Source organism: Enterobacter sp. ZOR0014 (assembly GCF_000798855.1).
Lineage (GTDB): Bacteria > Pseudomonadota > Gammaproteobacteria > Enterobacterales > Enterobacteriaceae > Enterobacter > Enterobacter kobei.
The window spans coordinates 17775-29100 of record NZ_JTLF01000082.1 but is presented as its reverse complement, the minus strand read 5'-3'; the positions used below and the strand labels follow the sequence as shown (position 1 = coordinate 29100).

Genomic DNA, 11326 nt, shown 5'->3' with positions numbered 1-11326 from the left:
GAACATTAAAACTGAGTCTACACTCAATATTAATCTGTTTTTGCCGAGCTATTTGGCTTGGTATTATGGTTTTATCGAGGTATTGTTGTAAAAGAGAGAACTTAAATGAAATTACTACACCGTTTCTTTAGCAGTGAGGCGTCCGGTGGTGTGATCCTGATTATTGCCGCGGCAGCCGCAATGGTGCTGGCGAATCTGGGCATGACGCGCGATCTCTATAACGCATTTTTGGAAACACCCGTTGAGCTGAAGGTCGGGGCGCTGGAAATTAACAAGAACATGCTGCTGTGGATCAACGATGCGCTAATGGCGGTGTTCTTCCTGCTGGTGGGGCTTGAGGTCAAACGGGAGCTGGTGTTGGGCTCCCTCGCCAGCCGTCAGCGCGCCGCCTTTCCGGTGATCGCTGCTATCGGCGGGATGGTCGTTCCGGCACTGCTGTTCCTTGCGTTTACCTGGCAGGATCCTGTTGCGCGTGACGGGTGGGCTATCCCGGCGGCAACGGATATCGCGTTTGCGCTCGGTGTCTTAGCCTTGCTCGGTAGCCGCGTGCCGATGGCGTTGAAAATCTTCCTGATGGCGCTGGCGATCATTGATGATCTGGGCGCGATCGTGATTATCGCGCTGTTTTATACCAGCGATCTGTCGATTCTGTCGCTGAGCGTGGCGGCAGGCGCAATTGCGGTCCTGGCGCTGCTGAACATTTTCAATGTCCGCCGCATCGGCATTTACATCCTCGTGGGGATGGTACTCTGGACAGCGGTATTGAAATCCGGCGTGCATGCCACGCTGGCCGGGGTGATTGTTGGCTTCTTTGTGCCGCTAAAACCGCAGGAGGGTAAATCCCCTGCTAAACAGCTTGAGCATGTCCTTCACCCGTGGGTCGCCTTTATGATCCTGCCACTGTTTGCCTTTGCTAACGCCGGCGTTTCCCTGCAGGGCGTGACGCTGGATGGGCTGACGTCTGTCCTGCCGCTGGGCATTATTGCCGGGCTGTTTATTGGTAAACCGCTGGGGATCAGCCTGTTCTGCTGGCTGGCGCTGAAGATGAAGCTGGCATCGCTGCCGAACGGCACCACCTTTGGTCAGATTATGGCTGTCGGCGTGCTGTGTGGTATTGGATTTACCATGTCGATCTTTATCTCGACGCTGGCGTTTGGCGCAAATGCCCCTGAACTCATCGTCTGGGCGAAGCTCGGCATTCTTATCGGGTCATTACTGGCCGCGGTAATCGGTTATACCTTGTTGAAGGTGAAATTGCCCGGACAGGCTGTCCAGGCATAACGGAAACCGGGAGAAGATGAGCCTTCTCCCGTTACATACTCAGGGAGTGAAGACGCTATGTCTCATTTGAATTACAACCATCTTTACTACTTCTGGCACGTCTACAAGCAGGGCTCGGTGGTGGGGGCGGCTGAGGCGCTCTATCTCACGCCGCAGACCATTACCGGCCAAATCAAGGCGCTGGAAGAGCGCCTGCAGGGCAAGCTATTCAAGCGTAAAGGCCGCGGGATTGAGCCAAGCGAACTTGGGGAACTGGTCTTTCGCTATGCGGACAAGATGTTCACCCTGAGCCAGGAGATGCTGGATATCGTCAACTATCGCAAAGAGTCTAACCTGCTCTTTGACGTCGGCGTGGCGGATGCGCTGTCCAAACGGCTGGTGAGCGGCGTGCTGGATGCCGCGGTGGTGGAAGATGAACAAATCCATCTGCGCTGCTTTGAATCCACCCACGAGATGCTGCTGGAACAGCTGAGCCAGCATAAGCTGGATATGATTATCTCGGACTGCCCCATCGACTCCACGCAGCAGGAAGGGCTGTTCTCAGTGAAGATTGGCGAATGCGGTGTCAGCTTCTGGTGCATTAATCCACCGCCGGAAAAACCCTTCCCGGCCTGTCTGGAAGAGCGTCGCTTATTAGTGCCGGGAAGGCGGTCAATGCTCGGGCGTAAGCTGTTGAACTGGTTTAACTCGCAAGGGCTGAAGGTGGAGATCCTCGGTGAATTCGACGATGCGGCACTGATGAAAGCCTTTGGCGAAGCGCACAATGCCATCTTCGTTGCGCCAACGCTGTACGTGCTCGATCTCTATTCAGACAACAAGATTACGGAGATTGGCAGAGTGGATAACGTGATGGAGGAGTATCACGCCATATTTGCCGAAAGAATGATTCAGCACCCGGCGGTGCAGCGAATCTGCAACCGTGACTACTCGGCGCTGTTTACGCCACCGGCAATCTGAAGACATAAAAAAACCCGCGTTAAGCGGGTTCTTTAAACAAGCAACAACAAGTAGCGATTAAGCCAGTTTGTTGATCTGCGCGGTCAGGTTTGCTTTATGACGCGCTGCTTTGTTTTTGTGGATCAGACCTTTAGCAGCCTGACGATCCACGATTGGTTGCATTTCGTTAAATGCGTTCTGCGCTGCAGCTTTGTCGCCAGCTTCGATTGCTGCGTATACTTTCTTGATGAAAGTACGCATCATAGAGCGACGGCTTGCGTTGTGCTTACGAGCCTTTTCAGACTGAACGGCACGTTTCTTAGCTGATTTGATATTAGCCAAGTCCAACTCCCAAATATGATCTATGTGGACAATTCAAAGGCCGAGGAATATGCCCTCTTTGCCTTCTTTTGTCAATGGATTTGTGCAAATAAGCGCCGTTAAAAAGCGACGCTACGTTACGTAGTGATGGCGCAGGATTCTACCAGCTTGTCTTTCGTGAATACAGCCTTTCGGCATAAAAATCGCAGTTCACGAGCAGATTTTTTCGCTGTGAAAGGTCAGCCTGATGAAATCATTACGGCTTTCTGTTTTGCGCGAACAATCGCCGGTTAACCTTAACCGCGGTACAAGGTATACTTTGGCGATTTTCACTGTTTTGAGCCAGACATGAAGCTGATACGCGGCATACATAATCTCAGCAGCGCACCACACGGGTGCGTGCTGACTATTGGTAATTTCGACGGCGTGCATCGTGGTCATCAGGCGCTGTTGCAGGGATTGCGTAAAGAGGGGGAGGCCCGTGGCCTGCCCGTGGTGGTGATGATTTTTGAACCGCAACCGCTGGAGCTGTTTGCGGGGGATAAATCGCCCGCCCGTCTCACTCGCCTGCGTGAGAAGCTGCGCTACCTGGCAGAGTCCGGCGTGGACTACGTGCTGTGCGTGCGTTTCGATCGTCGCTTTGCCGCACTGACAGCACAAAATTTCGTCAGCGACCTGCTGGTTAAGCGTCTTGGCGTACAGTTTCTCGCCGTGGGGGATGATTTCCGCTTTGGCGCTGGTCGGCAGGGCGATTTCTTGCTATTACAGAAGGCGGGCCTGGAGTACGGTTTTGACGTGACCAGCGCGATGACCTTCTGTGAAGGCGGCGTGCGCGTCAGCAGCACGGCGGTGCGTCAGGCGCTGGCGAATGATGAACTGGATACGGCAGAAACGCTGCTGGGGCATCCGTTTACCATCTCAGGCCGCGTCGTGCATGGCGACGCCCTGGGGCGCACGATAGGTTTCCCGACGGCGAATATCCCGCTGCGTCGTCAGGTTTCCCCGGTTAAAGGGGTCTATGCGGTGGAAGTGGCAGGACTGGGCGATAAGCCGTTTTACGGCGTTGCCAACATTGGCACGCGTCCCACTGTCGCCGGTGTACGTCAACAGTTAGAAGTGCACCTGCTGGACGTTGTAATGGACCTTTATGGTCGCCATATAGATGTAATACTGCGTAAAAAAATACGCAATGAGCAGCGATTTGCTTCACTGGATGAACTAAAAGCGCAGATTGCGCGTGATGAATTGACGGCCCGCGAGTTTTTTGGGCTATGAACCCGGCTTAAATGCCTACGTGATAAATACGGAACCGAGAATCTGATGAGTGACTATAAATCAACCCTGAATTTGCCGGAAACAGGGTTCCCGATGCGCGGCGATCTCGCCAAGCGTGAACCGGGAATGCTGGCGCGTTGGACCGATGATGACCTGTACGGCATCATTCGTGCAGCCAAAAAAGGCAAAAAAACCTTCATTCTGCATGATGGCCCTCCCTATGCGAATGGCAGCATTCATATTGGTCACTCTGTAAACAAGATTCTGAAAGACATTATCGTGAAGTCCAAAGGGCTCGCGGGATATGACTCGCCTTACGTTCCGGGCTGGGACTGCCACGGTCTGCCAATCGAGCTGAAAGTAGAGCAAGAGTTTGGCAAGCCAGGTGAGAAGTTCACCGCCGCTGAGTTCCGTGCAAAATGCCGCGAATACGCTGCCACGCAGGTTGACGGCCAGCGTGCGGACTTTATCCGTCTGGGTGTATTGGGCGACTGGTCGCATCCGTACCTGACTATGGACTTCAAAACTGAAGCCAACATCATCCGTGCGCTGGGCAAAATCATCGGTAACGGCCATCTGCACAAAGGCGCGAAGCCGGTGCACTGGTGCGTGGACTGCCGTTCTGCGCTGGCAGAAGCCGAAGTAGAGTATTACGACAAAACCTCGCCTTCTATCGACGTGGCGTTCGACGCTGTCGATCAGGATGCGGTGAAAGCCAAATTTGGCGTCTCCTCCGTTAACGGCCCGGTCTCGCTGGTGATCTGGACCACCACGCCGTGGACGCTGCCAGCCAACCGTGCAATCTCCCTGTCCGGTGAGTTTGACTACGCGCTGGTGCAGATTGAGGGTCGCGCGGTTATCCTGGCGAAAGATCTGGTGGAGAGCGTGCTGAAACGCGCGAACATCACCGACTACACCGTGCTGGGCACTGTGAAAGGCGACGCGCTGGAACTGATGCGCTTCAAACACCCGTTCCTGGGCTTCGACGTTCCGGCCATCTTGGGCGACCACGTTACGCTGGAAGCCGGTACCGGTGCGGTACACACCGCCGGTGGTCACGGTCCTGACGACTACAACATCAGCCTGAAGTACGGTCTGGAAATCGCTAACCCAGTGGGGCCGGACGGCTCGTACCTGTCTGGTACTTATCCGGCTCTGGACGGTATCAACGTCTTTAAAGCCAACGACATTATCGTGGATATGCTGCGCACCAGCGGCGCGCTGCTGCACGTTGAGAAAATGCAGCACAGCTATCCATGCTGCTGGCGTCACAAGACGCCGATCATCTTCCGTGCAACCCCGCAGTGGTTCGTCAGCATGGATCAGAAAGGCCTGCGTGAGCAGTCTCTGAAAGAGATCAAAGGCGTGCAGTGGATCCCGGACTGGGGCCAGGCGCGTATCGAATCCATGGTCGCTAACCGTCCTGACTGGTGTATCTCCCGTCAGCGTACCTGGGGCGTGCCGATGTCTCTGTTCGTGCATAAAGAGACGCAGGAACTGCACCCGAATACCCTGGAACTGATGGAAGAAGTGGCGAAGCGCGTCGAAGTTGACGGCATTCAGGCGTGGTGGGATCTCGATGCCCGCGACATCCTGGGCGCGGACGCGGACAACTACGAGAAAGTGCCAGATACCCTGGACGTGTGGTTCGACTCTGGTTCTACCCACGCTTCGGTGGTTGACGTGCGTCCAGAGTTTGCCGGTCACGCTGCCGACATGTATCTGGAAGGGTCTGACCAACACCGCGGCTGGTTCATGTCATCCCTGATGATCTCCACCGCCATGAAAGGTAAAGCACCTTATCGCCAGGTACTGACTCACGGCTTCACCGTGGATGGTCAGGGTCGTAAGATGTCTAAATCCATCGGGAACACCGTTTCTCCGCAGGATGTGATGAACAAGCTGGGCGCAGACATCCTGCGTCTGTGGGTGGCTTCTACCGACTACACCGGCGAAATGGCGGTGTCTGACGAGATCCTGAAGCGTGCTGCCGACAGCTATCGTCGTATCCGTAACACCGCGCGCTTCCTGCTGGCGAACCTGAACGGTTTTGATCCAGTGAAGGACATGGTGAAACCGGAAGAGATGGTCGTGCTGGACCGCTGGGCGGTAGGCTGTGCGAAAGCGGCGCAGGACGATATCCTGAAAGCCTATGAGTCTTATGATTTCCACGAAGTGGTGCAGCGCCTGATGCGCTTCTGCTCCATCGAAATGGGCTCGTTCTATCTCGACATCATCAAAGACCGCCAGTACACCGCGAAAGCGGACAGCGTGGCGCGTCGTAGCTGCCAGACCGCCCTGTTCCACATCGCTGAAGCGCTGGTTCGCTGGATGGCGCCGATCATGTCCTTCACCGCAGATGAAATCTGGGGCTACCTGCCAGGCGACCGTGAGAAATATGTCTTCACGGGCGAGTGGTACGAAGGTCTGTTCGATCTCTCCAGCACCGAAGCGATGAACGATGCCTTCTGGGACGAGCTGCTGAAAGTGCGTGGCGAAGTGAACAAGGTTATCGAGCAGGCGCGTGCGGACAAGAAAGTCGGCGGCTCTCTGGAAGCGGCAGTCACCCTGTACGCCGAACCTGAGCTGGCGGCAAAACTGACCGCGCTGGGTGATGAATTACGATTTGTCCTGTTGACCTCCGGTGCGAAAGTTGCGGATTATGCCGAGGCCTCTGCTGATGCTCAGCAGAGCGAGCTGCTCAAAGGACTGAAAGTCGCGCTGAGCAAAGCCGACGGTGAGAAATGCCCGCGTTGCTGGCATTACACCACGGATGTCGGCCAGGTGGCGGAACACGCAGACATCTGCGGACGCTGTGTAAGCAACGTCGCCGGTGACGGCGAAAAACGTAAGTTTGCCTGATGAGTAAAACTCTCTGTTCAACAGGACTGCGCTGGCTGTGGCTGGTTGTGGTAGTGCTGATTATCGATCTGGGCAGCAAATTCCTGATCCTCCAGAACTTTGCTCTGGGGGAGACGGTCCCGCTGTTCCCGTCGCTTAACCTTCACTACGCACGTAACTACGGTGCGGCGTTTAGCTTCCTTGCTGACAGCGGTGGCTGGCAGCGCTGGTTCTTCGCGGGTATCGCTTTAGGTATTTGCGTCATACTGGCAGTGCTGATGTACCGTTCGAAGGCAACGCAAAAGCTGAATAACATCGCCTACGCGCTGATCATTGGCGGCGCGCTGGGCAATCTGTTCGATCGCCTGTGGCACGGCTTTGTGGTCGATATGATCGACTTCTACGTCGGCGACTGGCACTTCGCGACCTTTAACCTCGCCGATAGCGCAATTTGCATCGGTGCGGCGTTAATCGTGCTGGAAGGTTTCTTGCCGAAACCGGCCGCGAAAGAGCAGGCGTAAGCATCAATGCCGGGTGGCGCTACGCTTACCCGGCCTACAGAATTTGTGGCCTCCCGTAGGCCCGGTAAGCGTAGCGCCACCGGGCAACAGGTGACCCAAAACAAGCGAGCAATTTGCATGTCTAAATCCGTACAGAGCAACAGCGCGGTTCTCGTCCACTTCACGCTGAAGCTGGATGATGGCTCCACGGCTGAATCCACCCGCAATAACGGCAAACCGGCCCTGTTCCGTCTTGGCGATACCTCCCTGTCTGAAGGTCTTGAGCAGCAGCTTCTTGGCCTGAAAGAGGGCGAGAAAAAAGCCTTTTCGCTGGAGCCAGATGCTGCGTTTGGTGTGCCAAGCCCGGATCTGATCCAGTATTTCTCGCGTCGCGAATTTATGGATGCGGGTGAGCCGGAAATCGGGGCGATTATGCTCTTTACCGCTATGGACGGCAGCGAAATGCCTGGCGTGATCCGCGAAATCAACGGTGACTCCATTACCGTTGATTTCAACCATCCGCTTGCCGGGCGTACCGTTCATTTTGATGTTGAAGTGCTGGAGATTGACCCAGCACTGGAGGCCTGAAATGCAGATCCTGTTGGCTAACCCGCGCGGCTTCTGCGCCGGTGTAGACCGCGCTATCAGCATTGTTGAAAACGCGCTGGAAATTTACGGCGCGCCGATTTATGTGCGTCATGAAGTGGTGCACAACCGCTACGTGGTCGACAGCCTGCGCGAGCGTGGTGCTATTTTCATCGAGCAGATTAGCGAAGTGCCGGACGGCGCGATCCTGATCTTCTCCGCGCACGGCGTCTCTCAGGCCGTCCGTAACGAAGCGAAAAGCCGCGATCTGACGGTCTTTGATGCCACCTGTCCGCTGGTGACGAAAGTGCATATGGAAGTGGCGCGCGCCAGCCGTCGTGGTGAAGAGTCGATTCTGATTGGCCACGCGGGTCATCCGGAAGTCGAAGGCACGATGGGGCAGTACAGTAACCCGGAAGGGGGCATGTACCTGGTGGAGTCGCCTGAAGATGTCCTGACGCTGAACGTCAAAAACGAAGCCCGTCTGTCGTTTATGACCCAGACGACGCTCTCCGTCGACGATACCTCTGACGTGATTGACGCACTGCGCCAGCGCTTCCCGAAGATCGTCGGGCCGCGTAAAGACGATATCTGCTACGCCACCACCAACCGTCAGGAAGCGGTGCGCGCGCTGGCTGAACAGGCGGATGTGGTGCTGGTGGTCGGCTCGAAAAACTCCTCTAACTCTAACCGTCTGGCCGAACTGGCACAGCGTATGGGTAAAGCGGCATTTCTGATCGACGACGCGACGGATATTCAGGAAGCGTGGGTGAAAAATGCGGCCTGCGTGGGCGTGACCGCAGGCGCTTCCGCGCCGGATATTCTGGTGCAGAACGTCATTGTCCGCCTGCAGGAACTCGGCGGCGGCGAAGCGGTTCCGCTCGAAGGACGCGAAGAGAACATTGTTTTCGAGGTCCCGAAAGAACTGCGTATCGATGCGCGCGAAGTGGAATAACCCCTTATCTGATGAAAGGCCAGCATCTCATGTGCTGGCCTTTTTTTTGCCCCGTACTTTATCGTGACGACAAAATCATGTCTTTTACTGATATTTAAGTTTGTTTCACGTTAAATTCTAATTATCGGTGTTTTCAGTTGGCAGCCTTTGCGAAGGCTGGTTAATCTGAAAACGATTTACATCATTTTAACGTAAGAGAATAACTATGCATGATGCACAGATCCGTGTCGCCATTGCGGGCGCGGGTGGACGTATGGGCCGTCAGCTGATTCAGGCGGCACTTCAGATGGATGGCGTGGCACTGGGCGCGGCGCTGGAGCGTGAAGGGTCATCACTGTTGGGAGCCGATGCAGGTGAACTGGCGGGCGCAGGAAAGACCGGCGTCACCATACAGAGCAGCCTGGAAGCGGTTAAGGATGACTTCGATGTATTTATCGATTTTACCCGCCCGGAAGGGACGCTGACGCATCTGGCGTTTTGCCGGCAGCACGGTAAGGGGATGGTGATCGGCACCACCGGTTTTGACGACGCAGGTAAGCAGGCCATCCAGGATGCATCGAAAGAAATTGCGATTGTCTTCGCGGCAAACTTTAGCGTGGGCGTTAACGTCATGCTGAAGCTACTGGAGAAGGCGGCGAAGGTGATGGGCAACTACACCGACATTGAGATTGTTGAAGCGCACCACCGTTACAAAGTTGATGCGCCGTCAGGCACGGCGCTGGCGATGGGCGAAGCGATTGCTCATGCACTCGATAAAGATTTAAAAGACTGCGCGGTCTATACCCGCGAAGGTCATACCGGCGAACGCGTACCGGGCACGATTGGTTTTGCTACCGTCCGTGCGGGTGACATCGTCGGCGAACATACGGCGATGTTCGCCGATATTGGCGAACGCGTCGAAATTACGCATAAAGCTTCCAGCCGAATGACGTTTGCCAATGGTGCAGTGCGTTCCGCTTTGTGGCTGAAAGGCAAGAAGAGCGGCCTTTTTGATATGCGAGATGTGCTTGATCTCAATAATCTGTAAGCATTATTACCCATCGTGATGTGGTTATTGCAGTCGTAATATATTGATTGCATAGGGCAATATTTTATTGCCCTTTTATTTTACCTCATTTGATGTGATTCTTGGTCTAAATCTTAAAAATAAGCAGTTTTATCTCTTATTTTCGTTACTGGAATGTAAATTTTGACCATTTGGTCCACTTTTTGCTGCCTCGCCGAATAATTTTTCATTAAACCCTGCACGCAAGCGTTTTCTACAGTGATTTACCTGATCTTTTTGTCGCTTAAGTGGCTTTACTCTCTCCAGGCTTGCAAAAGGATAAACAAAATATCCGTTTTAAGTTGACTTTTAGCCTCCAAATCTCCAGAATGCCGCCGTTTGCCAAAAATCCGCTGGCAACACATTTGCATTGATTCATGACATGGTTATGAATTAATATGCAAATAAAGTGAGTGAATATTCTCTGGAGGGTGTTTTGATTAAGTCAGCGCTATTGGTTCTGGAAGACGGAACCCAGTTTATCGGTCGGGCCATAGGGGCAACGGGTTCGGCGGTTGGGGAAGTCGTTTTCAATACTTCAATGACCGGTTATCAAGAAATCCTCACTGATCCTTCCTATTCTCGCCAAATCGTTACTCTTACTTATCCTCATATCGGCAATGTCGGCACCAATGCGGCTGACGAAGAATCTTCTCAGGTACATGCGCAAGGCCTGGTCATCCGCGACCTGCCGCTGATTGCCAGCAACTTCCGCAGCACTGAAGATCTCTCGTCTTACCTGAAGCGCCATAACATCGTGGCGATTGCTGATATCGATACCCGTAAGTTAACGCGTCTGCTGCGCGAGAAGGGTGCACAGAACGGCTGCATCATCGCGGGTGATAACCTCGATGCCACGCTGGCGCTGGAAAAAGCGAAAGCCTTCCCGGGTCTGAACGGCATGGACCTGGCGAAAGAAGTGACTACCGCTGAAGCCTATAGCTGGACGCAGGGTAGCTGGACGCTGGAAGGCGACCTGCCAGAAGCGAAAAAAGAGAGCGAGCTGCCGTTCCACGTGGTGGCCTATGATTTCGGCGCCAAGCGCAACATCCTTCGCATGCTGGTTGACCGCGGCTGCCGTCTGACGGTGGTTCCGGCGAAAACCTCTGCCGAAGACGTACTGAAGATGAACCCGGATGGCATCTTCCTTTCTAACGGTCCTGGCGACCCGGCACCGTGCGACTACGCTATCGACGCCATCAAGTCCTTCCTGGAAACCGACATCCCGGTATTCGGCATCTGCCTCGGCCATCAGCTGCTGGCGCTGGCGAGCGGTGCGAACACCATCAAGATGAAGTTCGGCCACCACGGTGGTAACCACCCGGTGAAAGATATTGATAACAACACGGTGATGATCACCGCGCAGAACCACGGTTTTGCCGTCGATGAAGCGTCAATGCCGGCTAACCTGCGCGTGACGCATAAATCACTGTTCGATGGCACCCTGCAAGGGATTCATCGTACCGATAAGCCAGCGTTCAGCTTCCAGGGCCACCCGGAAGCCAGCCCGGGCCCGCACGACGCCGCGCCGCTGTTCGATCACTTCATCGAACTTATCGAGCAATACCGTAAGACCGCTAAATAATC

General features: G+C 54.6%; 10 protein-coding genes. 9 read left to right on the top strand and 1 reads right to left on the bottom strand.

Features of this window, described 5'->3' with window-relative positions; genetic code table 11:
• Positions 1-105 precede the first annotated feature (105 nt).
• Together nhaA and nhaR are read left to right on the top strand one after the other, a co-directional pair.
• Entirely contained in the window at positions 106-1281 is a 1176-nt protein-coding gene (nhaA, locus tag L977_RS03685; protein WP_047624795.1) for a Na+/H+ antiporter NhaA, read from the top strand.
• A gap of 57 nt (positions 1282-1338) precedes the next feature.
• Positions 1339-2238: a transcriptional activator NhaR gene (gene nhaR, locus L977_RS03680; protein ID WP_014882493.1), complete on the top strand. Its 900-nt coding sequence runs from the start codon at positions 1339-1341 to the stop codon at positions 2236-2238.
• Between the two features lie 57 nt (positions 2239-2295).
• Here nhaR and rpsT read toward each other — a convergent pair whose 3' ends face one another.
• Positions 2296-2559: a 30S ribosomal protein S20 gene (gene rpsT / locus L977_RS03675; RefSeq protein ID WP_003856458.1), complete on the bottom strand. Its 264-nt coding sequence runs from the start codon at positions 2557-2559 to the stop codon at positions 2296-2298.
• Positions 2560-2886: 327 nt separating this feature from the next.
• On the opposite strand from rpsT, the gene ribF reads away from it, so the two are divergent.
• From ribF to carA, 7 genes are all read left to right on the top strand, one after another.
• Positions 2887-3813 carry a bifunctional riboflavin kinase/FAD synthetase gene (ribF, locus tag L977_RS03670; RefSeq protein WP_014882494.1) on the top strand — a complete coding sequence of 309 codons (927 nt, stop codon included), beginning with the start codon at positions 2887-2889 and terminating at the stop codon, positions 3811-3813.
• Between the two features lie 45 nt (positions 3814-3858).
• Positions 3859-6675 carry an isoleucine--tRNA ligase gene (ileS, locus tag L977_RS03665; RefSeq protein ID WP_047624793.1) on the top strand — a complete coding sequence of 939 codons (2817 nt, stop codon included), beginning with the start codon at positions 3859-3861 and terminating at the stop codon, positions 6673-6675.
• Positions 6675-7175, top strand: a complete 501-nt coding sequence (gene lspA, locus L977_RS03660) for a signal peptidase II (protein WP_008502034.1) — start codon at positions 6675-6677, stop codon at positions 7173-7175. The genes ileS and lspA overlap by 1 nt, the downstream gene beginning before the upstream one ends.
• 117 nt (positions 7176-7292) lie before the next feature.
• Positions 7293-7742, top strand: coding sequence for an FKBP-type peptidyl-prolyl cis-trans isomerase (gene fkpB / locus L977_RS03655; protein WP_003856450.1), 450 nt, complete (start codon positions 7293-7295; stop codon positions 7740-7742).
• Between the two features lies 1 nt (position 7743).
• Complete coding sequence (ispH, locus tag L977_RS03650; protein WP_014882496.1) at positions 7744-8694, top strand: 4-hydroxy-3-methylbut-2-enyl diphosphate reductase; 951 nt, start codon at positions 7744-7746, stop codon at positions 8692-8694.
• A gap of 205 nt (positions 8695-8899) precedes the next feature.
• Positions 8900-9721, top strand: a complete 822-nt coding sequence (dapB, locus tag L977_RS03645; RefSeq protein WP_045269863.1) for a 4-hydroxy-tetrahydrodipicolinate reductase — start codon at positions 8900-8902, stop codon at positions 9719-9721.
• 454 nt (positions 9722-10175) lie between these two features.
• Entirely contained in the window at positions 10176-11324 is a 1149-nt protein-coding gene (carA, locus tag L977_RS03640) for a glutamine-hydrolyzing carbamoyl-phosphate synthase small subunit (protein WP_014882498.1), read from the top strand.
• Positions 11325-11326 lie beyond the last annotated feature (2 nt).

What these genes read in the sequence shown, in the direction of transcription:
- nhaA (WP_047624795.1), top strand. Translation starts at nt 106, where the DNA reads ATGAAATTACTACACCGTTTCTTTAGCAGTGAGGCGTCCGGTGGTGTG.
- nhaR (WP_014882493.1), top strand. Translation starts at nt 1,339, where the DNA reads ATGTCTCATTTGAATTACAACCATCTTTACTACTTCTGGCACGTCTAC.
- ribF (WP_014882494.1), top strand. Translation starts at nt 2,887, where the DNA reads ATGAAGCTGATACGCGGCATACATAATCTCAGCAGCGCACCACACGGG.
- ileS (WP_047624793.1), top strand. Translation starts at nt 3,859, where the DNA reads ATGAGTGACTATAAATCAACCCTGAATTTGCCGGAAACAGGGTTCCCG.
- lspA (WP_008502034.1), top strand. Translation starts at nt 6,675, where the DNA reads ATGAGTAAAACTCTCTGTTCAACAGGACTGCGCTGGCTGTGGCTGGTT.
- fkpB (WP_003856450.1), top strand. Translation starts at nt 7,293, where the DNA reads ATGTCTAAATCCGTACAGAGCAACAGCGCGGTTCTCGTCCACTTCACG.
- ispH (WP_014882496.1), top strand. Translation starts at nt 7,744, where the DNA reads ATGCAGATCCTGTTGGCTAACCCGCGCGGCTTCTGCGCCGGTGTAGAC.
- dapB (WP_045269863.1), top strand. Translation starts at nt 8,900, where the DNA reads ATGCATGATGCACAGATCCGTGTCGCCATTGCGGGCGCGGGTGGACGT.